The 24369-nt window shown below is 32.5% G+C and carries 21 protein-coding genes; 17 read left to right on the forward strand and 4 right to left on the reverse strand.

All coding sequences use genetic code 11. The annotated features are described in order from the left end of the window. Positions 1 to 343: 343 nt before the first annotated feature. On the reverse strand, positions 344 to 1693 hold the full coding sequence (locus IR010_RS03475) for a DEAD/DEAH box helicase (protein ID WP_194601658.1): 1350 nt from the start codon (positions 1691 to 1693) through the stop codon (positions 344 to 346). A 293-nt stretch (positions 1694 to 1986) separates the two neighbouring features. On the opposite strand from IR010_RS03475, the gene IR010_RS03480 reads away from it, so the two are divergent. Together IR010_RS03480 and IR010_RS03485 are read left to right on the forward strand one after the other, a co-directional pair. After that, positions 1987 to 3714, forward strand: a complete 1728-nt coding sequence (locus IR010_RS03480) for a M14 family metallopeptidase (protein ID WP_194601660.1) — start codon at positions 1987 to 1989, stop codon at positions 3712 to 3714. Positions 3715 to 3965: 251 nt separating this feature from the next. Next, positions 3966 to 4865 (forward strand): hypothetical protein, encoded by a 900-nt coding sequence (locus tag IR010_RS03485; RefSeq protein ID WP_194601663.1) that lies wholly within the window; start codon positions 3966 to 3968, stop codon positions 4863 to 4865. Between the two features lie 127 nt (positions 4866 to 4992). Here the strand turns inward: IR010_RS03485 and IR010_RS03490 are convergent, their stop codons facing one another. Next, positions 4993 to 5604, reverse strand: a complete 612-nt coding sequence (locus IR010_RS03490; protein WP_194566756.1) for an NUDIX hydrolase — start codon at positions 5602 to 5604, stop codon at positions 4993 to 4995. A 7-nt stretch (positions 5605 to 5611) separates the two neighbouring features. On the opposite strand from IR010_RS03490, the gene pyrE reads away from it, so the two are divergent. Then, entirely contained in the window at positions 5612 to 6256 is a 645-nt protein-coding gene (gene pyrE, locus IR010_RS03495) for an orotate phosphoribosyltransferase (protein WP_029269422.1), read from the forward strand. A gap of 205 nt (positions 6257 to 6461) precedes the next feature. Next, positions 6462 to 6854 carry a hypothetical protein gene (locus tag IR010_RS03500; RefSeq protein WP_029269420.1) on the forward strand — a complete coding sequence of 131 codons (393 nt, stop codon included), beginning with the start codon at positions 6462 to 6464 and terminating at the stop codon, positions 6852 to 6854. Positions 6855 to 7107: 253 nt separating this feature from the next. Here the strand turns inward: IR010_RS03500 and IR010_RS03505 are convergent, their stop codons facing one another. Continuing rightward, positions 7108 to 7848 carry a biotin--[acetyl-CoA-carboxylase] ligase gene (locus IR010_RS03505; RefSeq protein ID WP_194566758.1) on the reverse strand — a complete coding sequence of 247 codons (741 nt, stop codon included), beginning with the start codon at positions 7846 to 7848 and terminating at the stop codon, positions 7108 to 7110. Positions 7849 to 7941: 93 nt separating this feature from the next. Between IR010_RS03505 and rsfS the strand changes: the two genes are divergently transcribed. From rsfS to IR010_RS03540, 7 genes are all read left to right on the forward strand, one after another. After that, positions 7942 to 8313, forward strand: coding sequence for a ribosome silencing factor (gene rsfS / locus IR010_RS03510; RefSeq protein WP_007809313.1), 372 nt, complete (start codon positions 7942 to 7944; stop codon positions 8311 to 8313). Positions 8314 to 8328: 15 nt separating this feature from the next. Then, positions 8329 to 10254, forward strand: a complete 1926-nt coding sequence (ftsH, locus tag IR010_RS03515; RefSeq protein ID WP_029269414.1) for an ATP-dependent zinc metalloprotease FtsH — start codon at positions 8329 to 8331, stop codon at positions 10252 to 10254. Between the two features lie 113 nt (positions 10255 to 10367). Next, positions 10368 to 10976, forward strand: coding sequence for a lactate utilization protein B/C (locus IR010_RS03520; protein ID WP_029269412.1), 609 nt, complete (start codon positions 10368 to 10370; stop codon positions 10974 to 10976). A 1-nt stretch (position 10977) separates the two neighbouring features. Beyond that, complete coding sequence (locus tag IR010_RS03525) at positions 10978 to 11868, forward strand: phosphatidate cytidylyltransferase (RefSeq protein ID WP_029269410.1); 891 nt, start codon at positions 10978 to 10980, stop codon at positions 11866 to 11868. After that, positions 11858 to 12511: a phosphatidylserine decarboxylase family protein gene (locus IR010_RS03530; RefSeq protein ID WP_029269408.1), complete on the forward strand. Its 654-nt coding sequence runs from the start codon at positions 11858 to 11860 to the stop codon at positions 12509 to 12511. The genes IR010_RS03525 and IR010_RS03530 overlap by 11 nt, the downstream gene beginning before the upstream one ends. Then, positions 12512 to 12781, forward strand: a complete 270-nt coding sequence (locus tag IR010_RS03535) for an acyl-CoA-binding protein (protein ID WP_026982203.1) — start codon at positions 12512 to 12514, stop codon at positions 12779 to 12781. 8 nt (positions 12782 to 12789) lie between these two features. Then, a complete protein-coding gene (locus tag IR010_RS03540) occupies positions 12790 to 13569 on the forward strand; it encodes a superoxide dismutase (protein WP_194566761.1) in 780 nt (259 codons plus the stop codon). Positions 13570 to 13645: 76 nt separating this feature from the next. Here the strand turns inward: IR010_RS03540 and IR010_RS03545 are convergent, their stop codons facing one another. After that, positions 13646 to 15520: an alpha-amylase family protein gene (locus tag IR010_RS03545; protein ID WP_194566762.1), complete on the reverse strand. Its 1875-nt coding sequence runs from the start codon at positions 15518 to 15520 to the stop codon at positions 13646 to 13648. Positions 15521 to 15894: 374 nt separating this feature from the next. Between IR010_RS03545 and IR010_RS03550 the strand changes: the two genes are divergently transcribed. From IR010_RS03550 to IR010_RS03575, 6 genes are all read left to right on the forward strand, one after another. Then, entirely contained in the window at positions 15895 to 17565 is a 1671-nt protein-coding gene (locus tag IR010_RS03550) for an OstA-like protein (protein WP_369813932.1), read from the forward strand. A gap of 75 nt (positions 17566 to 17640) precedes the next feature. Beyond that, on the forward strand, positions 17641 to 18828 hold the full coding sequence (locus IR010_RS03555; protein ID WP_194601665.1) for an aspartate aminotransferase family protein: 1188 nt from the start codon (positions 17641 to 17643) through the stop codon (positions 18826 to 18828). A 183-nt stretch (positions 18829 to 19011) separates the two neighbouring features. Beyond that, complete coding sequence (locus IR010_RS03560) at positions 19012 to 20409, forward strand: tetratricopeptide repeat protein (protein ID WP_194601667.1); 1398 nt, start codon at positions 19012 to 19014, stop codon at positions 20407 to 20409. Beyond that, positions 20409 to 21158, forward strand: coding sequence for a shikimate dehydrogenase family protein (locus IR010_RS03565; RefSeq protein ID WP_029269397.1), 750 nt, complete (start codon positions 20409 to 20411; stop codon positions 21156 to 21158). The genes IR010_RS03560 and IR010_RS03565 overlap by 1 nt, the downstream gene beginning before the upstream one ends. A 67-nt stretch (positions 21159 to 21225) precedes the next feature. Then, positions 21226 to 21933: a lipid A phosphoethanolamine transferase gene (locus tag IR010_RS03570; protein WP_228515076.1), complete on the forward strand. Its 708-nt coding sequence runs from the start codon at positions 21226 to 21228 to the stop codon at positions 21931 to 21933. 282 nt (positions 21934 to 22215) lie between these two features. Next, positions 22216 to 24216 carry a DUF349 domain-containing protein gene (locus IR010_RS03575; protein WP_194566767.1) on the forward strand — a complete coding sequence of 667 codons (2001 nt, stop codon included), beginning with the start codon at positions 22216 to 22218 and terminating at the stop codon, positions 24214 to 24216. The last annotated feature ends 153 nt before the right edge of the window (positions 24217 to 24369 follow it).

Below are 24369 nucleotides of genomic sequence, written 5' to 3' on the forward strand. Positions count from 1 at the left end.
AATTTGGGGTTTATTATTTACTAGCACAATAAACGCAGAAATTATGATAAATTAAAGTCCTATTCGTTAATTTATTAACAAAAAATTAAGATTGGTGTTTACAATTGCTTTAAAGCCAAGAAAATTAACAGCTAAAATATTGAATTACAATAAATTAAATAATTTTTTATTTAATAATTCAAGTTATAAATCGACCAAAATTGAGGAATCTTAACCGATCAAAATGGGCTAATATTGTAAATATTTAATTACAAAATGGCTTTTTTGAGCTTAAAAAAGTAATGAATTTTACTCGTGATTTAGGCTAAAAAAACCTTAAACACGATCGCTCCTACAAAAAAAACTATCTTTCTTCCTCTTTCTTTACCACTTTTCTGGCGACTTCAATTTTGAATTTCTTGCCTTTCATTTTTTCGTCTTTGATATTTTTCAGCAGGTCTTTTACCTTATTGTATCTTACTGCTGCAAACGAAATAAAATCTTTAACTTCGATTAAACCTAAATCGCCTTTTTCAAGTTTTCCTTTTTGAGAGAAGAATCCAACAATATCAATTTTATTCAGTTTTGTTTTCTTTCCGCCACTAATATAAATGGTTTGATATTCCGGTGGTTTGGGTAAAGTGGTTGCGTCGTCTACTTTCAGCATAACCATTTCGTAGTCGATATAATCTAATTTTTTTTCACTTTCGTGGATGATAATATACGCAGTTCCAGAAGCCTGCATACGTGCTGTACGACCATTACGATGCGTAAATTCATCTTCTTTAAGCGGTAAGTGATAATGAATTACATGTTTCATTTCAGGAATATCCAATCCACGAGCCGCTAAATCGGTTGTAATTAAGTAACTCATACTTCCATTTCTAAACTGAATCAAAGCGCGCTCACGCTCGTCTTGATCCATGCCACCATGATAATACGTCGCGTAAATTCCTTTTTCGTTTAATGTGTCACTAATGCGTTCTGCAGCATCACGATGATTACAGAAAATAATAGCCGACTCCGATTTTAGAGAACAAATAAGGTTGAACAAACTTCCTAATTTGTCTTTGGCTGGCGAAACAATAATTTTCATCGAAAGATTCGCTTTTTCTTCTTCCTCTGGAATAAAATCTAAAACGGTCGGATTTATCACTCGCGTATATCTCGGAATTTCAATATCTGATGTTGCTGAAACCAAAACACGTTTGTTCAGCTTCGTTAATTTTCCAATAATATAAGACATTTGCTCATGGAAGCCCAATTGCAGTGATTTGTCAAATTCATCCAAAATTAAAGTCTGAATTTTATCTGTACGAAAAGTATCTCGGTCAATATGATCTGCTATTCTGCCTGGAGTTCCTATTAAAACTGCCGGTGGATTGCTCAAATTTTTAATTTCGGTATCAATTGAGTGTCCACCATAACAGATGTTCACTTTATATTGAGTTCCCATTTTTTTCCAAACCTGCTCGATCTGCAGACCCAATTCGCGCGAAGGCACTAAAATTAAACATTGAACTGAAAGTATTTCAGGCTGTAATAATTCTAAAACTGGAAGCAAGAAAGCCAATGTTTTTCCAGATCCTGTTGGAGAAAGAAGCAAAATATTGTTATCATTTAAAATTGCATCTTGAGCAACTTCTTGCATTTCGTTTAGGCTTTCAATTCCTAAATTCGAAAGTATATTGTTGGAATGGTGATTTTTATTCATTTTGCAAAAGTAGCGAAAAAAAGTTGTTTCAGGTTTTCTTGTTTCAGGTTTCAGGTGTTTTACCGCAAAGACAAAGATCACGCAAAGTTCGCAAAGATTTTTTATTTAATCTCGCAAAGCCGAGAAGTCACAAAGTTATATTCACAAAGCTTTGCGACCTTTGTCTTTTATAAAAGCTATATAGTAAAATAAACTTTGCGTGCTTTGCGGTAAAATGACAAAGTTGCTCTACTCCTACTTCAACCTGAAACAAATAAAACTTTATATTTGAATTTTATATTAAATCTAAAACCATGAAACTTTTTACCTTTCTCATTTCACTTTTCACCATCACAATTTTCGCTCAAAACAATAAAAAATACGATACTTTTTTTGAAAAGGGAAACGGAAATCAATCGGCTTCTTATCAAGAAACTATTGCTTATTTTAAGCTTTTAGCCAATAATTTTCCAACGATTCAGATTAAGGAAATGGGATTGACAGATTCTGGCGAACCTTTGCATATGGTAACTTTTAATCCTGACGCAGTATTTGATTTTGACAAAATTCAAAAAACTAAAGCCGTTCTTTTTGTCAATAACGGAATCCACGCTGGAGAGCCAGACGGAATCGACGCTACAATGCAATTCTACAGAGATTTAGCCATTGGAAAACTAAAAGCACCAAAAAATACTGTACTAGTGTGCATTCCGGTTTATAATATTGGAGGCGCTTTAAACCGAAATTCTACAACTCGCGCCAACCAAGACGGACCTGAAATTTATGGTTTTAGAGGAAATGCGAGAAACTATGATTTAAACCGGGATTTGATAAAATCGGATACCCGAAATACAAAGAGTTTTGTGGAGATTTTTCAGAAAATAAATGCCGATGTTTTTATTGATAATCACGTAAGCAACGGTTCTGATTATCAATACAAACTGACTTATATTATGACGGAACACAACAAATTAGGATCTGTTTTGGGTGATTTTATGAATAATGAAATGATGCCAGCTTTGGTAAAAGATCTGCAGAAAAAGAAAATCGAAACAACGCCTTATGTAGACTCTTTTAAAGATACTCCCGACAAAGGTTTTGGGCAATTTGTTGATAGTCCTCGATATACTACGGGTTATACTTCTTTGTTTAATACGATTGGATTTGTGGTGGAAACTCACATGTTAAAAAAATATGCTGAACGTGTAAAAATGACATATGAATACATGAAATCGACTTTGGATTTTACCGATGCTAATTATCAAAAGATCAAAGAACTCAGAGTTAAAAATCTCGAACAATATCAACCAAGAAAACCATATACCTTGCAATGGGAATTAGACAGTACAAAGGCTACTACTTTTTCATTTTTAGGCTATGAAGCAAGTTATAAAAAGAGCGACGCCACAACTGGAAATCGTTTATATTATGACCGAAGCAAACCTTATAAAAAAGATGTTCCGTATATAAAAGAATTCAAATCACTCAAAGATGTTGTTATACCGTCTGCCTATATCATACCGCGTGGCTATTGGAATATTATTGACATTTTAAAAAATAATAACATTTCATTTTCTCAACTTAAAAATGATACCATTATACAAGTGGAAAGTTATAAAATAGCAGATTTTAAAACGGTTCCGTCTGCCTACGAAGGGCATTATTTGCACAGAAATACAACAGTAACTTCTAAAATAGTTAAAATGGCTTTCGCCAAAGGAGATTATCTTGTTCCGACAAACCAAAAAGGTGTAAAATATTTAGTTGAAGTTTTTGAACCAGAAGGTGTTGATTCATTTTTTAATTGGAATTTCTTCGACCCAATTTTACAGCAAAAAGAACATTATTCGGAATATATTTTTGAAGATACTGCGGCAAAACTTTTAAAAGAAAATCCAACTTTGAAAGCGGAATTTGACGCTAAAAAAGAATCTGACGCTACATTTGCTAAAAATCCTGATGCGCAGTTAGATTGGATTTATAAACACTCTGTTTATTATGAGAAGGCACATTTGCAATATCCTGTTTATCGTATTTTGTAGTTTTTTTTAACCGCAAACTTCGCTAAGATTTTTTGATTTTGAGGGATTTTGAAATATAGTAAGATCGCAAAGCTTTTAAGATGATCTTCCAATGGCGCGGATTTGCAATCCGTGCTATTGGAAAGAAATCAAAATAATCACCGAGGCTTAGGGAGTGGTACGCCCAACTTATCATCTTATATTTTTAACATCTTAATACGCAACTTTTTTGAATATATTTTACTACAGAATATAACTCAATAAAGATTAAGATGAAAAAAATAATGATGTTGCTCGCTGGATTTTTAGCTGTTTCCTGCTCTAATGATGATATAGTAAGTAGTGCTCCCCAAAAAAAACTTTCTTCTATTAAAATGAATTATTATCAGAATGATAAATTAATGACTTTTAGAAATTTTACCTTTTTGAATGATCAGTTAGTTACGATTAAGTATCAAGAGTCAGCCCGCGAAGATTATACGTATAACATTCAAGGACTGGTTTCTCAAATCTTGATTTATAATTTAAGTGGAAGGTTGATTACTACAATAACTTATTCTTATGATACTGCAGGCAGAATAACAGAAAAAAGCTTTAAAACTTTTGTAACAGATACTGGAGAGCCCGTAAATGTTAATTTTGTATTTACTCATCTTGCTGACAAAATAGTGGTTGCAAAAACCTATAACGGTGATATTCAGAACGAAGAAATATTAATGAATTCGAATAAAAAAATTATAAAACAAGTATTAAAACCAGATATTCATTCAGCAACATTTCAGTATGAAAATGATAATGTTACCAGTTCTAAAACATTCATTTTTAATTTAGAATCAACCGAATCTTATTCTTATAATACTTTAAAAAATGATTATAATTATAGAAAATACATTTTTGGAAACGAATGGAAATTAAATGATTATTTGGATACTTTTGATAATGGCTCAACTTATTTTGTATACCTACAATCAGAAAATTTAATTTCAGAATACACCTCAAGTCCTTCTAGAATTGATAACTCATCTAATAAAACGGCAGTTTATAAGAGGATATTTACGTACAACTTTAACGATCAAAAACAAATATACAAGGAAACTGAAATATATTCTAGAATTGTTGATGGAACAACAGAAAATATAGGTAAAAGTGAATTTATATATACCTATAAGTAGGTTTTAAGTTGCTAAGATTCTAAGCTAAGGAATAACTTTCAGTATTTTACTGTTGATTCCTTAGTTTAGAACCTTAGTTCTTTTTTCTTGATTCTTGATTCTTTTTTCTTAATTCTTAATTCCCACCTTAATCTTCAACCGAAACTTCATCTTTTTCTGCAAACAGCAATTTAATGTTTTCGTAAGAATTTTTTAAAGCTTCTTTGATTTGTTCCGGGTTTAGCCAAGCTACTTTTTCAATTCCTTCTTCGATTTGTCCTTGCGGTGTTCCTTCAAAATCAGATTGCATTTCGAACCAATGTGTGATTTTGAGTTTGTATTTTCCGTTGCGTTTAAAAACGTGATAGGTTTTTTGAAGTTTATGTGTAATTCGGAGCTGGTTTACGCCAGTTTCTTCTTCAACCTCTCGCATGGCGGTGGCTTCGATGTCCTCGCCTTTCTCGATTCCGCCCTTCGGAAGATCCCATTTTCCGTTTCTGAAGATAAATAAAACCTCGCCTTTTTTATTGTATACAAAACCTCCTCCAGCTTTATTTACCGGAATTTTGGCTTTGAGTGTTTTCATAATCTCACTTTCGTCAGGATGATATAAACAGGCTTTTTGAATTTTATTTTGGAACATTTTAACTATAAGCTGTTCTATATCAATACTTTCTAACAAGAACAATTGAAAATCTGTTTCTTTCGAGATTTCATTTGTCAAAAAAAGTGGTTTGTCGTTCACAAAAACTTTATACATTTGTATTATGATTTTTAATAAAGATACTGCCGAAAAAACAGCCGAATTGCTTTTGCAAATAAATGCAATTAAATTGAATCCCGAAAATCCTTTTACATGGGCTTCTGGTTGGAAATCTCCTATTTATTGCGATAATAGGTTAATTCTTTCATTTCCGATCATCCGAAACTATGTTCGAGATGAGTTTGCGAAGAATATTGAAAAACAGTTTGGAAAACCAGACGTAATTGCTGGTGTGGCCACTGGAGCTATTGGAATTGGTATGCTGGTTGCTGAAAGCCTTGGTTTACCCTTTGTATATGTGCGTCCAGAAGCAAAAAAACACGGAAGACAAAATCAAGTTGAAGGTTTTTTACAAAAAGGACAAAATGTTGTAGTTGTTGAAGATTTAATCAGCACAGGAAACAGCAGTTTGATGGCTGTAGAAGCTTTACGCAATGAAGGTGCAAACATTAAAGGAATGGCGGCAATTTTCACATACGGCTTTAATGTAGCTGAAGAGAACTTTAAAGGCGCTAATATCGATTTGTATACATTGAGTAATTATGAAAATTTATTGGATCTAGCGGTTCAAAAACAATATATTACAGAAGATCAGCAATCTACTTTGCAAGAATGGAGCGTTAGTCCTTCTACTTGGGAAGTGGAATAGATTCTTAGATTCTTAGATTCTTAGATTCTTAGATTCTTAGATTCTTAGATTCTTAGATTCTTAGATTCTTAGATTCTTAGATTCTTAGATTCTTAGATTCTTAAAAATCGCTTCGCTCTTTTTAAGAATTTGGGATTTAAATTATGGAATTTAGCTTTAAAAAAACTTAGCGCACTTGCGGTAAAAAACAAAAACAAAAAACAATATGAACTTAGAAAGTCCAAAAGTAACTGTTCAGAAATCAGCTCAAGATTTATTTGATTTATTGACTGATGTTAAGAATTTTGAAAAATTAATGCCTGATAATATTGCTAAGTTTGAAGTAACTGGCGAGGATTCTTTTATTTTTGGATTAAAAGGGATGCCGGAAATCAAATTAAAAATGAAAGATAAAGTAGCACCAAGCAAAATTGTTTTGGGTGCAGCGAGCGATAAACTTCCATTTACCTTGACTTCGAATATTGATAGTATTTCTGATTCAGAAAGTGCTGTTCAATTATTTTTTGAAGGCGAATTCAACGCTATGATGGCAATGATGATCAAAGGACCAATCAGCAAATTCATTGAAACTTTGGCTAATAACATGACAAAGCTTTAATTTATTAATGGTGAATTATAAATTGAAAGCCTGATCTAAAGAGATCAGGCTTTTTTTATGATTATTTTTTTGCTTTATTATTGTCATTGCACTAGAAATAGCAACTGCATAAAAACTTTATCTAAAAACCCTGCATTTTAAAGTCTCAACGGGATTTTTAAAATATGTTAGACGCATAGCAGTTCGTCTCTACAGAAACTTCTGGGAATAAAAAGCCTTAGAATCCTAGTATCTCAGAAGCTTAGAAACTTAGCTAATAAAGCATCTGAACTTCCTTAATATCGAATTCTGAAACAGAATCATCTTCAAGCAAGATTTGAATTTTTCCAACAGAGGAAACTCCTTTAATTATTCCCATAAAATTTTCTCCTGAAGATTTAGGATGAAGATTTTTAAATGGCATCGGAATTCCTTTCCTGAACAAAGCATTGTAATAATCCTTCCAGAAAATTATCGAATTCGTTTCCCACAAATCAATTTTCGTTTGTATATTTTCGATTATTAAAGCTGGCAGAAGATCTTTATTAACAGTATTTCCTAAAATCACTGCCAATGAGGAAGCATTTGGCAATTCAGTATAATTTGTCTGGTTGACATTGAGTCCTAAACCAACTACTGACACAATCCTGCCATCACTTTTTATGGTGTTTTCGATGAGTATGCCACCAATCTTTTTATTATATGACATAATGTCGTTAGGCCATTTTATGCTTAAATCAGGAATTTTTAACGATTTTAGAACCTCGATCACGGCTAATGAAACTATAATACTTAAGTCAAATACCTTTTCATTTTCATATAGAAAATCCTTTACCAAGGCACTCATAATTAAGTTTTTACCTGATTCAGATTGCCACTTCGCTCCCATTTGACCCTTGCCTTTTGTCTGATTTTCAGCTGTTACCACTGTAAAATTATCAAGTTCATCCTTGCTGGATAATGCTTTAAGAAAGTCATTTGTCGAATCTATGGCATCGAGTTTGATTAGTTTCATTCAAATAATTTAAATAACTTAATTTAATATTTTGTTAAGGTTCAAAAATAATCACAAATTTTGGTAACTTTACAAATTCATATAAAATAATTCATGGCGAAAAAGACTATTAATAATGATGTTCTACTGGCGAACATAATCAAAGGGATTGAAGAGGTAAAAGGAAATGATATAGATATTCTTGACTTAAGAGAAATAGACACGGCTGTTTGTGACTATTTTGTCATTTGCAACGGAAGCTCAAATACCCAAGTTAACGCCATTGTAAACTCAATTCAAAAAACAGTATCTAAAGACTTAAAAGATAAACCTTGGCACGTAGAAGGAACCGATAACGCGGAATGGGTTCTTATGGATTATGTGCATATCGTGGTACATGTTTTCCAGAAACACATACGTGAATACTATAATATCGAAAGCCTTTGGGGGGACGCCAAAATAACTACAATCGAAAACAAATACTAAAGAAAATTTTTTCTAATGGCTAAAGATAATAATCCAAATCCGAGTAAATTTAAAATAAGTCCTTGGTTAATATACACCGCAATACTTTTAGTTTTTTTATTTATAAGTTTTGCAACAGGAGGATCTAATTTAAGCGAACCTGCTCAATTGACTTCTTCTAAATTCAATGTTTTACTAGAAAAAGGACAAATTGAAAAAGTGATCGTTTATAATAAAGCTGAAGCTGAAGTATATTTAACTGCTGCAGCGCTTAAAGACGCAGCTAATAAAAAAGTATCTAAAGATATATTTGAAAGACCAAACAAAGGTCCTCACTATACTTTAGAAATTGGTAACGACCAAATTTTTCAAACAAAATTAGAAAAAGCAGTTGGCGAAGGCAAACTGAAAGATTTTAATTTCTTGCAAAAAAACAATTGGAGCGATATTTTAATCAGCTTGCTTCCAATCATCATCATTATTGGTGTATGGATTTTCATTATGCGTAAAATGTCAGGCGGCGCTGGTGGCGGAGGCGGACAAATTTTCAATATTGGAAAATCGAAAGCGAAATTGTTTGATGAAAAAACAGATATCAAAACTACATTTAAGGACGTAGCAGGTTTAGAAGGTGCAAAAGAGGAAATACAAGAAATTGTAGAATTCCTTAAAAACCCTGAAAAATATACTAATCTTGGAGGTAAAATTCCAAAAGGAGCATTACTTGTAGGACCTCCGGGAACTGGTAAAACTTTATTAGCTAAAGCCGTTGCAGGCGAAGCTCAAGTTCCATTCTTCTCTTTATCAGGTTCTGATTTCGTAGAAATGTTTGTAGGAGTTGGTGCATCTCGTGTACGTGATTTATTTAAGCAAGCTAAAGAAAAATCTCCTGCTATCATTTTTATTGATGAAATCGACGCTGTTGGTAGAGCAAGAGGAAAAAGCAATATGTCAGGCGGAAACGACGAAAGAGAAAATACTCTGAATCAATTATTGACAGAAATGGATGGTTTTGGTACAAACTCTAACGTAATTGTATTAGCCGCAACAAACAGAGCTGATGTTCTTGATAAAGCCTTAATGCGTGCTGGACGTTTTGACAGACAAATTTTTGTTGACTTGCCAGACATTCGCGAAAGAGCTGAAATCTTTAAAGTTCACTTGGCTCCTATCAAAAAAATTGAAGGTCTTGATTTAGATTTCTTAGCAAAACAAACTCCAGGTTTCTCTGGTGCTGATATTGCTAATGTTTGTAACGAAGCTGCATTAATCGCTGCTCGTAACAATAAAACAGCAGTTGACAGACAAGACTTCTTAGATGCCGTTGACAGAATTATTGGTGGTTTAGAAAAGAAAAATAAAATCATTACTCCAGAAGAGAAACGAGCAATTGCTATTCACGAAGCTGGACATGCTACTGTAAGCTGGATGTTAGAACATGCTGCACCACTTATTAAAGTAACTATTGTTCCTCGTGGACAAAGTTTAGGAGCTGCTTGGTACCTGCCAGAAGAAAGACAAATCGTTAGAACAGATCAAATGCTAGACGAAATGTGTGCTACCATGGGCGGAAGAGCAGCAGAAAAAGTGACTTTTGACAGAATATCAACTGGTGCTTTAAGCGATTTAGAAAAAGTTACGCGTCAGGCTCGTGCTATGGTTACCATTTATGGTTTGAACGATAAAATCGGAAATGTCACTTATTACGATTCAACTGGGCAAAGCGAATACAATTTCTCTAAACCTTACTCTGACGAAACTGCCAAAGTTATTGACAAAGAAATTTCAGAATTAATTGAAGGTCAATACCAAAGAGCAATTCAAATTTTAGAAGAAAACAAAGACAAGTTAAATCAGCTTGCTAATATCTTAATAGAAAAAGAAGTAATCTTTAAAGATGACTTAGAAACAATTTTCGGAAAACGTACTTTTGATAAAAATCTAGAAGAAGTGGTTTCGTAGATTATTCAGAAATATGCAATATTTTTTAAAATCTTAATTCAAAATAGCCTTTTGAATTAAGATTTTTTTATCTTTGAACGTTTTCAATTAACATGTAAAGTATTTCATATAAAATGAGTTTTTTCAAAAAAATATTTGGTTCTAGCAATACCGCATCTGATGAAGAAAGTGAAAGCGAATACGGAGGAGGTAATTCTGTTCCTAACAGTCATTTATCAATAGACGAACAATTCATTTTTAATTTTAAGAAAAATGGCGGTAAATTTTTGTATTGTGAAAACAAGCAAGAAGTTGCAGAACAATTTGAAAATATTTTAGAGGAAAACGATTGGTTCGAAAATGAAGTTTTGTGCTATGAACCAGGACTTTTTCATTTATTAGAAGAAAACAAATTAATTTACATCTCGCCAAGAAACCCTAAATTTTTATTAGCTTCTTGTGAAAATCTGATCGCCGATGAAGGTTCTATTTTGTTTTCATCAAAACAAATCAGACAAGATAAACCAAACGAGTTACCTGCAAATATTGTAATAATAGCTACAACAAGTCAAATTCTATCGATAAAAAGTGATGGTTTGAGCGCTATTAAACGCAAGTATGAAAGAGACTATCCAACTAACATTACCACAATAAAATATTTCGAAAAAGCAAAAGAGGAAGATTTTACACAATACGGAAGCGTTGCTAAAAATCTATATTTATTGCTTTTAGAAGATCTTTAAGATGAATGAAACACTCAAGAGAACCATTTCTGGTGCTGTTTATATCGCTTTACTTTTAACTTCAATTCTGTTTTCAACCGAAAGCTTTATTATTCTTTTTGGTCTTTTTTTAATTATTACAATTTATGAATTTTCCAATTTAGTAAATCTTAATAAAATCTTTTCGATTTTATTTGGAACTACTTTATACGCAGTTATTGTATTAATCAGTCATTATAATAAACAAACAACCGCATATCTAAATAGTTTATTTAATTCAAATTTAGATCTTGAAACCAACATTCAAGAATTGAATATAGTTCTTCTGGCTGTTACTATTGTCATATCAATCAAATGTATTTTATTTTTATTCTACGACTCTGTTCAAAAAATAAGTATTTCATCTAAATATCTCTATCTATTAGGATATATTACACTTCCTTTTATTTTTATAATAAAAATTTCTTTTGGTACTAATGATTATAATCCTAAAATTATTTTGGGATTATTTATCTTAATCTGGACGAATGACACATTTGCTTATCTAGTTGGAAAATCGATAGGGAAACACAAGTTATTTGAGCGTGTTTCTCCTAAAAAAACTATTGAAGGTTTCTTAGGAGGAGCTATTTTTGCTGCCTTTGCCGGATTTTTAATTTCAAAATTATATATTCAGCCTAAACCTGAATTTAGCGGTAAATCAATCTTAATTTGGATGATTATTGCTCTAATTGTTAGTATTTTTGGAACGATCGGAGATTTGATCGAATCAAAATTTAAAAGAATTGCTGGCGTCAAAGACAGCGGTTCTATAATGCCTGGACATGGAGGCATCTTAGATCGACTAGATAGTGTTATATTTGTAGCACCAATTATATTTTTATTTTATCAAATTTTATATTATGTTTCATAAAGAAGGAGGACCATCCATTTTATTAGGTACTGTTTTTGCCGTTGCTGTACTTTTAATAGCTGAGAAATTCATTGATATCAATTGGCTTAGAATTCTAGTTCAGCTAGCTGGATTAGCTGTATTGATTATTATTTTGCAATTTTTTAGAAATCCAAAAAGAATTGCAATCAGAAACAGCGATCATATTCTTGCTCCAGTTGATGGAAAAGTTGTCGTTATTGAAGAAGTTTATGAAGGTGAATTTTTTAAAGACAAACGTTTACAGGTTTCTATTTTTATGTCACCAATAAACGTACACGTTACGCGTTATGCTATGGACGGTATTATCAAATTTAGCAAATATCATCCGGGTAAGTTTTTAGTAGCTTGGCATCCAAAAGCAAGCGAAGAAAATGAAAGAACAACCGTTGTTATTGAAAATGAAACATTCGGACAGATATTATACAGACAAATTGCTGGTGCTTTAGCGCGCAGAATTGTAAACTATGCACAAGAAGGAATGCAAGTTGTTCAAGGTACTGATGCAGGTTTTATTAAATTTGGTTCAAGAGTAGATTTATTTTTACCTTTAGGTACTCAAATAAATGTAGAACTAAACCAAAAAGCAATCGGCGGAAAAACCATTATTGCTACAAAAGCTTAAATGACCGAAAAAGATTTAGATACTCGTTTTTCAGAGGCAGTAGAAATTGCTTTGAAAATGACTCAAGCCTCGCTGCCACAAGATGTGCAGTTAAGACTTTATGCGTACTACAAACAGGCAACTTTTGGAACAGCAGTCTATAATCAATCTGAAAATTTTGACTTGAGAGATGCTTTTAAAACAAACGCATGGATGCAGATTAGCCATATCTCAATTGATGAAGCAAAAGAAAATTATATCGAAATAATTAATTCACTAACATCAAAATAGATAATATTATGAAGAAAAACATTACTCGCTTTTGCCTTTTGACTTCATTCTTAGTATTATTTTCTTGTAATGACAACAAGCTGACCGAGGTCGTAGAAGTTCCTTTACCCACAAAGGAGGAAAAAATAACAATAGGCTCACCTGATGATGTAAAAGCAGAGCCTGGCTCATTTGGACTTACCAAATTGCCATTTGCTTATGATGGCCTAGCACCCGATATTCGTTCGCTTACTTTAGAAACACATTATTCTAAGCATTACGTAACGTATACAAATAATTTAAACAAAGAAATTGTTTCTACTGAATACGAAAATATGCCTATTGAAGACATTCTGAAAAAGTTAGATTTAAATAATGCTAAACTTCGTCAAAATGCTGGAGGCTATTTTAATCATACGCTGTACTTCAATATTTTGACACCTAAGGAGCAGTCTCCAAAAGATACTTTGGCGGGTTCAATAAACAAAGAATTTGGCTCTTTCAACAATCTTACGAATCAATTTAAAGGTCAGGCTACTAAACAATTTGGATCAGGCTGGGTTTGGTTAGTAGTTGATAAGCTTGGAAAACTTCAAGTTACTACAACTGATAATCAAGACAATCCTTTGATGAAAAATGCTCTGATTCCAGGAACTCCAATTTTAGGTATCGATTTATGGGAACATGCTTATTATTTAGATTATCAAAATAGAAAAGGAAGTTATATTGATGCTTTTTACAAACATATTAATTGGGAGAAAGCAAATGAAAACTACAAAGAGGCTTTGAAGAAAGTCAAAAAAGTATAAAAACAAAAAAGCTGATACAAATTAGGTATCAGCTTTTTTGTTTAAAGAAATTTTACCCTCCATTCGAAGTCATAAACTATTTCAATTCATATATAAATGATTCTGAAGGCAATAGTTTAATTTTTGCTTCTCCTTCTCCATTTTCTACTTTTAATTGAACTAAACTCTTTTTATACAATTGATCTGCAAGTTGATATTCTCCATCTTTCAAATTCCACTTTGAGATTATATCAGATGGAATTTTTAAATTAAATTCACTTGTTTTTTCAGAAGAAAAATTAGCGATAATAATTAATTTTTGATTATCCGACCAGCGTACGTAAGAATAAATTAAATCATCATATCCTTGATTGTTTTGACGATTTACAGATTGAATTTCCTGAAAACCTCCCATCAAGGCTGTGCTATTGATCGAAAAATTTAGTAGTCGCTTATAGAAATCACGAAGATTCTTTTCTGAATCAGATAATTTTCCGCCATCAAATTTACCGTCATTCATCCATCGCTGATGATTTGGAACACCAATATAATCAAAAATAGAAGTTCTCGAATGGGTTCCAAAACCAGCGTTTTCATTTCCAGCCTCTCCTACTTCTTGTCCAAAATAAACCATTGTCGGTGAAGTACTGATAGTTGTAGAAACTACCATTAAAGGTTTGCCGCGTTCTGGAGTTCCTGCAAATTCAGGACTTGCCAAACGCTGTTCATCATGATTATCTAAAAAATGAAGCATATGATGTTCGATGTCAGACATTCTTTTTTGAATATCAGATAATCCGTCTGGAGAAGATTTTCCGCGAATAATATCTTTAAGCTTATCATACGTTTCTACTTTGTCATATAAATAATCCATTTTTCCAAAATGAATATAATTTCGATATTCATTCGGATTATAAACTTCGGCTAATAAAAAAGCATTCGGGTTTTTCATTTTAATAGCTGAATTCATATAGCTCCAAAATTCATACGGAACCATTTCTGCCATATCATAACGAAAACCGTCGACTCCTTTAGCAGTCCAATATAAAGCGATTGATTTGAATTTCTTCCAAGAACTAGGAACATCTTTATCTTGCCAAAATGCAAAATGTTCTTGATATGATTTTTGATCAAATCCAGCAGGAAGCTCAGGAAAATCTTTAGAACCATCCGGGCGAATTCCGTAATTTACTTTTACGGTTTCGTACCAGTCATTTTGGTCTGGTTTCGCTTTACGAGATCCGTTCCCTGTCCATTTTGCAGGGTTTTCATCAAACTTACCGTCAACTAGAGGATTTTTTTCGCCATTTAATGGAACGTTGCCATCTGGAATTTCAAAATGTGTGTTGGGAATATAATAAAAGTTATTATCCCTTTTATACTCAACATTTACATCGTCATCAGCACCAAAATCTCGGACGCCTTCCGGATTGTTTTTTCCTTCATATTTTCGAGCGATATGATTCGGAACAATATCAATAATTACTTTCAAACCCGCTTTGTGTGTGCGGACAATCAAATCTTCAAATTCCTGAAGCCTATTTTCCGGATTTACTGCCAAATCTGGATTTACATTATAATAATCTTTCACTGCATAAGGAGATCCAGCACGGCCTTTTACTACTTCTGGATCATCATTTGAAATTCCATAGACAGTATAATCGCGCACTAATGCATGGTGCGGCACTCCAGTGTACCAAATATAGGTAACACCTAAATCTTTAATTTCATGAAGCGCTTTATCTGTAAAATCATTAAATTTTCCAACTCCATTTTCTTCGATTGTTCCCCAAGGTTTATTGGTTGCATTTTTATTTCCAAACAAACGTGTAAAAACCTGATATACTACAATTTTCTTATCCGTGACACTTTCTTCCTTAGGCGCATTATTCATTCTTAAATCTTGGGTTTTACAGGCCGAAAAAAGCAGTGTTGCACCAATTCCAGCAATAATAAATTTATTATTTATCATATTATTTTTATAATTTAAGATTTTAAAATTGATTCATAATTCTAAAACTATTTTCTAAATTTAGTTTAATTTTTAAAATTCGGGCAAAAGTCAATTCGTTTTATTATTAAATCATTCGAAAAATGCCAACTACAACGTGAGAGTTACGGGTTTTGTTGATAATTAAGAAGAAATTCAAAGGAACAAGGGTATCATTGCTTAAATCAATTCTCAAGTCGATTTTTTTTAAGGTTTAAAGAATCCATGATCAAAAAAAAAACTTTGAACCTCTGTACCTCTGAACCTTTGTACCTTAAAAAGAAACATTATAAATTAATCCTAATAACAATATAAGGTTGTATCCTTTTTCATAAATTTGACAAAAATTTAATCAATTGAAGAAATCACTCTTTTTCATATTTTCTTGTCTGCTTTTCTTAAGCGTACAAACCATTTTTGCCCAAGCACCAAAAAAAATCATTATAGAACACTCTGATTTCTTAGATGTTGATCAAGCAACAGCGCCTGATGCCGTTTTGCTTACCGGAAATGTGAAAGTAAATCATGACGGAGTTGTACTAACTTGCAACAAAGCATATTTTTTTCAGAAAGAAAACTATCTTAAAGCCTTTGGAAATGTGCAATTAGTACAGGGTGATACCTTGTTTTTAAATAGCAAATATGCAGAATATAACGGAAATGTAAAAAAAGCATTTGCAACCGGCGATGCTGTTATGACTTCTCCAGATGCGACTTTACAAACAGATACAATTAATTTTGACCGAAATGTACAGCAGGTTTTTTACAATACAAAAGGAACTATTGTTAATAAAGATAATACACTTGTAAGCAAATCAGGGCGGTATTTTGTTGCCGAAAAGAAGTTTCAGTTTTTGACTGAAGTAACCCTAACAAATCCTAAATATGTTGTAAAATCAAATCATTTGGATTATTACAGTAATTCTGGACATACTTATTTGCTCGGTCCTTCTACCATTACGAGCAAAGCCAATTATATTTATACAGAAAAAGGCTTTTACGATACGAAAAAAAACTTAGCTCATTTTTTACGGAAATCATACATCAGATATGATGACAGGCTAATTGAAGGCGATAGTTTATATTATAATCGAAATATAGAATTTGCGTCGGCAACTCGAAATGTAAAAATCACAGATTCAATCAATCGCGGTATTGTTAAAGGACATTACGCAGAAGTTTACAAACTAAAAGATTCGATGTTTGTCACTAAAAGAGCTGTAGCAGTGAACCTTGTTGAGAATGATTCTGTTTACATTCATGGACAAAAGTTAATGGTTACCGGAAAAGAAGGCGAAAGAATTTTAAGAGCTTATAAAAATGTTCGGTTTTTCAAGACCGATATGAGCGGTAAATGCGATTCGATTCACTCAAATTCAAAAACTGCCTTGACAAAACTGATTGGAAATCCGATTTTATGGAACGGCGACAATCAGATTACCGGCGATGTTATGCATTTGATTGGCGATAACAACACCAAAAAATTAGATTCGCTAAAAGTGCTCAATAATACATTTCTCGTTTCGCGGGATACGCTCGGAACAGGATTTAATCAAGTTAAAGGACTGAATTTATTTGGGAAATTTAGAGACGGAAAACTGCATGACGTTGATGTAATCAAAAACACCGAAGTCATTTATTATATGCGGAATGACGCCAATGAGCTTATCGGAATTAATAAAAATGTCAGCAGTAAGATCAATTTGATTCTGGAAAATAATGCCGTAGAAACCATTACCTTTTTTAATAAAGTTGATGGAGATATTTATCCAGAAGCCGATTTGCCTGAAAATGCGAGAAAGTTAAGAGGTCTTGTCTGGCGCGGTGATGAAAGAATAAAATCGAAAGATGATATTTTTAGTGCTGAGGATAATGAAATGAATGATAAGCTAATAAAAGAAGGCAAAGACGAAGAAGCAAAGGAAAACGTCCCTATGAAAGTAAGGAAGGAAACGCGCGATTACGACAAAAAGAAACCGGCAGTAAAAGCGACTACAGCGAAAGCAAATACAAAGACTAAAAAATAGTTTTCAGTCGCAGTTTTTCAGTTTTAGACTGGGACCGAAAACTGAGACAATGAACTAATTTAGAATCTCAAAAAAATGAATCCAGATTTTATAAAATATCAAGCACAAACATCTCCTTATCCTTTAGGAATGGAAGTTTCGCATGCCATTGGCTCATATATTTACGATACAAACAAGAAAAAATATTTAGATTTTGTTGCTGGAGTTTCGGCTTGTACGCTAGGACATCAGCATCCGCGAGTAAATCAGGCTATCAAAGATCAGTTAGACAAGTATTCGCATGTAATGGTTTACGGAGAATATTCGCAAAGTCCAGCCGTGCAATATTGTAAATTATTGGCTTCACTCCTGCCCGAATCTTTAAATAAAACATATTTAGTAAATTCCGGAACAGAAGCGATTGAAGGCGCACTGAAGTTAGCGAAAAGAACAACAGGACGCAGCCAGCTTATTTCGTGTCATAACGCTTATCATGGTAACACAATGGGATCTATGAGTGTTATGGGATTCGAAGAACGAAAACAAGCTTTCCGTCCTTTGCTTCCAGATGTTGATTTTATCACTTTTAATAACGAAGAAGATTTACAAAAAATAACGACTAGAACAGCCGCTATTTTATTAGAAACCATTCAAGGAGGCGCCGGATTTATTCAGCCTCATGATAATTTTCTTCAGAAAGTCCGTAAGCGCTGTGATGAAGTTGGAGCCATGATGATTGTTGATGAAATTCAGCCAGGTTTCGGTAGAACTGGAAAACTTTTTGGGTTTCAAAATTACGATGTAGTTCCTGATATTGTGGTCATGGGTAAAGGAATGGGTGGCGGAATGCCGGTTGGTGCTTTTACTGCTGCTGCAGAAAAAATGGACCTACTGACCGAAAATCCTAAGTTGGGCCATATCACCACTTTTGGAGGTCATCCTGTCATTGCGTCAGCTTGTTTAGCTACTTTGCAAGAATTAACTGAAACAAATTTAATGGCAGAAACTTTAGAGAAGGAAAAACTCTTCAGATCTCTTTTGGTACACCCTTTGATAAAGGAAGTTAGAGGAAAAGGATTAATGCTTGCCGCCATGACAGAAACTGCTGAAATAACAAATCAAGTTATTTTGAACTGTCAGGAAAAAGGGCTTATTTTATTCTGGCTGCTGTTTGAAGGTTGCGCTATTAGAATAACACCGCCATTAACCGTTTCTGAAGAAGAAATAAAAGAAGGATGCGCAATAATTTTAAGCGTAATGGATGAAATCATGAAGCAGGAATAAAGCCTAATAAATTAGAATATTAATTAAATTAATCTTTTACAAATCAAAAGATTATAACGTAAAACAGAATGAAAATTCTGTCCATATTGTTAATTAAATTGTTCAAAACAATTAATTTCCTTACCTCACAACAAGAATATGGTTGCCTAAATTTATAACAGGCTAATTTCAAATAAAGACAGTATGCAATTAAGCAACGAAGAAGAAGATTATAACCTATCCTTATCCAAATTTGAGTCGATGTTGAAAACCAACAAAGTACTCTTTTTTGATTCTGAAGAATTTGAAGAAATAATTCTTCATTATTTAGATATAGGCAAGGCTAATTTAGCAAAAAAGGCCTTGAAACTTGCATTAGACCAACACCCAAAATCTACGGGCTTAAAATTAGTACAAGTAGAAATGTTGGTTTACGACGACAAACTAGAGATCGCCGAAAAGCTCTTAAATGAGTTATATGCAATCGAACCTAACAACGAGGAAATTTACATCCAGAAAGCCAATATTTGTTCTAAAAGAGATCAACACGAAAAAGCGGTAGAATTGCTTAAAATTGCTTTGCAATATACTGACGACTACGCTGATGTGTACAACTTGATTGGAATGGAATATCTTTTTATGGATAACCTTGAGATGGCGAAAGACAGTTTTATCAAATGTCTTGAAGAAGATTTAGAAGATCAATCTGCCTTATATAACGTAGTGTATTGTTTTGAATTTTTAGATCAAAACCAAGAAGCTATTCTATATCTTAACGATTATATTAATAAAAACCCATACAGCGAAATTGCCTGGCATCAGCTTGGGCGCTTGCATTATGGCGTAAAAGAATACGAAAACGCGATTCGTGCTTTTGATTATGCAACCCTGATTGACGAAGAATTTTTGGGTGCTTTCATGGAAAAAGCAAAAGCTTACGAACGTCTTAAAAAATACAATGAAGCTATTGAAAGCTACAACAGAACAATCGAACTTGACGATGCAACTTCTTATGCATTATTGCGTATTGGAAAATGTTATGAAAAGCTAGGGAATTCTGTAAAAGCACTTCAATATTACAATCAAACTGTACATGAAGATCCGCTTTTAGACAAAGGCTGGATTGCCATTACTGACTTTTATGTTCGCCAGAAAAACTTTCAGAAAGCGTTGTTTTTTGTAAATAAAGCATTAGCAATTGACAATCAAAATCGTTTGTATTGGAAGCGTTATGCAACAATCAATAAACAAATGAACTTTTTTGAAGAAGCTGAATTTGGATACAGAAAAGCAGTAGAATTTGGTGATTATGCCTTAGACACTTGGCTGTTCTGGGTAGATATTCTTCAATTTTTAGGAGAATTTGACAGTGCTATTCAAACTTTGCTACAGGCATCAGAATATTTTCCGGAAGAAAACGAAATCGAATACCGTTTAGCTGGATTGTATTTCATGATTCAAGACAACACAAAAGCAAAATTTCACTTAAGCAATGGCTTGCGTTTAAACTTTGACAACTATATCTTAATTGAAGATTTGTTTCCTGTGGTTTGGTCAAAAAAAATGGTAAAAAATTATATTGAAAAACATAGAAAACAATAATGATTGATATTTTAAGAAGGCGTTTTGGCTTATTAGGCCGTAATATAAGTTACTCTTTTTCAAAGGGATATTTTACAGAAAAATTTAGTGACGAAGTTTTTGCAGGCAATAGCTACGAAAATTTCGACATTTCTGAAATAAGTCATTTGAGCGGATTACTTAAAAATAATCCTGATTTAAAGGGTTTAAATGTTACGATTCCGTATAAAGAGCAGGTAATTCCTTACTTAGATAAGCTATCAAAAAAAGCACAACTGATTGGTGCTGTAAATACTATCAAATTTACCAAAAACGGAAAATTGAAAGGCTACAACACTGATTATTATGGTTTCAAAAAATCATTAAAACCGTTGTTAGAACCGCATCATAAAAAAGCACTTATTTTGGGCACAGGCGGCGCATCAAAAGGTGTTGCTTATGCTCTTGAAGAATTAGATATTCCTTATACTTTTGTTTCAAGAGAAGCTAAAGAAAATATTATTGATTATGATTTGATAAACGCCACTACTTTTGATAATTTTCAAATCATAATCAATTGTACACCAGTAGGAACAAGTCCGAATATCGAAGCCTGTCCCAACCTACCTTATGAGTTTTTTACAGAAAAGCACATCGCTTACGACTTAATATACAATCCTGCAGAAACCCAATTTTTAAAAAATGCTAAAGAAAGAGGTGCAACTATAAAAAATGGATATGATATGCTTATTTTTCAAGCCGAAAAAGCTTGGAAAATATGGAATAAATAAAAAAGACTGATGTACATAAAATCTTAAAGTAATTTTTGTAATTTAGACTACTCATTTATAGGTAGTTATGAATAAATTTCAATTATTCTTATTCCTTAGTTTTTTAATTACTTTTTCTGCTAAAGGACAAGAAGATAAATCAAACAGTCCTTTTTCAGAACCAAGATACAATTACTTTCTAAAAACAGTTTTGCTTTTTAATGAGTATCTGGATACTGATAATGGCTTCTTCAATACCACACAATTACGATTTCTTCATCCTATTGGTAATGGTGCTTGGAACTTCAGGTTTGATCTTCCATTAATTTCAGCCAATTCAAATTCAGTAAATAAAACCGGAATTGGAGATGTCGGAGCCGGCGTAAGCTATATTCCGTATTTAGAAAAAAGTAATGGAATTGCTTTTCGGCTAAGAATAAATTCTAATTCAGCTGTAGATCCTAGTTTTGGGACCGGAAAATGGGTAGCTATTCCTGCTGTTATTTATGGAAGGTATTTTATGCAGAAACAATTTTTATGGCTTTCTTCATTAGAATATCAAGGAAGTATTGCAGGTTCGAGAAATCGATCAGATGTAAACACTACTGCTTATGAAAATGTGCTTTTACATTTTTTTGGAAAAAACTGGCTAGCAGCTGATGTTGCCTTTAGATATAACAATACATTAGACGGATTTCAAAATAATGCATTTTTAGAATTTGGCCGAAAGATAACTCCAAACAATCTGGTATACATTCATCCCCAGCGTCGCTTTTGGAGGAGAAAAATCATATAATTATGGTTTAGAAGTTGGCGTTTTTATTTTATTTTGATTAATAATTAAAAAATAAATCAATTTTAAATAACGTTTTGCTTCGATATTTCTAAAATTTTTAATAATTCAAAATTTAAATTTACTTCAAAAAAACAGTAAAAAAACCAATATGATAATCTCAAATTAGGGCAAAGAATAAGAATTTCATCGTAAAATAGCGTATAAACAAACGATTTATTTTGTATTTAGAAACACCTTTACTATCTTTCGCACTGTTTAAAATAAAAACCTTACACATTTAAAATGTTAGAAGAAAAGAATGATAACCTGCAAGATGCAGACGGAAAATTAGGAATCGAAATTAGCGATTCTACTCAAGATGATGCAACTGAAACATTACGTTCTGAAGCAGCAGCTGAAAATGTGGGTTCTACTACTGAAAGTGACTTAGAAAACACATCAGAAACTGTTGAAAATGATGAACATAATCATCAGACTGCACTCGATGCCATCACAAATTCTAATGCTGAGGAAAGCGAAGATGAAACGCTAAAAGAGCGCCATGATATTCCTATGCAGGATTATGATACTTTTTCATTAGATGCCTTGGTTGATGAACTTAGAAAACTGATTAATACAGACAAGGTAATGTCTGTAAAAGATCATATTGAAGAAATCAAAAAGTCGTTCTTACTACAATATAATCATTTAATTGAAGAGAAAAAAGAAGAATTTAATGCTTCAAAGCAAGATCCTAACGAAGAATTTGAATATCATTCTCCACTAAAATCTAAATTCGATGAATACTATAATGTGTTTAGAGAAAAAAGAAATGCTCATTTTAAACATTTACAATCCAATTTAAAAACAAATTTAGAGAATCGACTTGCTATAGTTGAGGAATTAAAAGAACTTATAAATCCCCAAGAAAACATCAAAGATACTCTTAAGCATTTTAATGATTTAAGAGAAAGATGGAAAAATGCAGGTGCAATTCCAAAAGACAAATACAACCACGTTTGGAATAATTATCATTTTCACGTAGAAAATTTTTATGATTATTTGCATTTAGACCGTGAAGCCAGAGATTTAGATTTTAAATACAACTTAGATCAAAAGCAAAAAATAATTGCTCGCGTTGAAGAATTGGCAAACGAAACTGACATCAGTAAAGCTTTTCGCGAATTGCAGGATTTACACAGAATATGGAAAGAAGATATTGGGCCTGTTTCTAAAGAACACCGCGATGTTATCTGGAATAAATTTAGTGAATTGACTAAAAAAATTCACGATAAAAGAGAGGTTTTATTTGAAAGCCAAAGAGCAAACGAGCAACAAAATCTTGAAGTTAAAAAAGGAATTATTGCTACAATTGAGGTTTTAGGAACTGAAAAAGTGGGGTCTCATTCGCAATGGCTGGTACAAATTCAGAAAGTAGAAGCACTTAGAAATGAGTTTTTTGCTGCCGGAAAAGTGCCCTCTGAAGTTAATGAAGAAACTTGGGCTGCTTTTAAAACGGCTGTTAGAAACTTCAACTCGTTTAAAAACTCGTTTTACAAAGACATTAAAAAAGATCAAAACGACAACTTAAACAAAAAAATGGCTTTGGTTGCAAAAGCTAAAGAATTACAGGAAAGCACAGACTTTGGCGCTACTACTCCAGTTATGAAGCAAATTCAAGAGGAGTGGAAACAAATTGGTCATGTTCCTAAAAAATATTCAGATAAAATCTGGAAAGAATTTAAAGATGCCTGCAACCATTATTTTGATAAATTAAAAGAGCATAAATCTGAAGAAAATGTTGATGAAGTTACTGCTTTTGACAACAAAAAAGCTTATTTAGATGTATTGAGAGCTTATCAATTAACAGGAGATCACAAGACTGACTTAGACGCTATTAAAAAACATATCGAAATCTGGAAAGGTTATGGAAAAGTACCCTTTGCAAGACGTCATATAGAAGGAAAATTCAATAAAATTTTAGATGCTCTTTTTGAAAAATTAAGTTTGAGTAAGAAAGAAACTGAAATGATGCGTTTCTCTAACCGAATTGATTCTTTATCTGACAGCAATGATACACGTAAATTAGATAATGAAAAGATTTTTCTAATGCGCAAAATTGAAGAAGTTCAGAATGAAATTTTTCAGTTAGAAAATAATATTCAGTTTTTTACGAATACTAAAAACGCAAAAAAAGAGAATTCAATTGTTCTTGAAGTCCGCAAAAACATCGCTATTCATAAAGAAAGTCTTGAAGTTTGGAAAGACAAACTGAAACAATTAAGAAACTTAAATCAAGAATAATATTTGAGTTTATATAAGTTATCAAAAGGTGTAATGAAATACTCATTGCACCTTTTTTGTTTCTGGTCTTTTTCTAACTGCAAAGCAAGCAAAGCTTTTATCCCATTTCATTTAATAAAGCCTTAAACTTAACATTCTCCATTAAATTTCATA

Origin of the sequence: Flavobacterium sp. MR2016-29 (assembly GCF_015350695.1) — a bacterium.
Taxonomy (GTDB): domain Bacteria; phylum Bacteroidota; class Bacteroidia; order Flavobacteriales; family Flavobacteriaceae; genus Flavobacterium.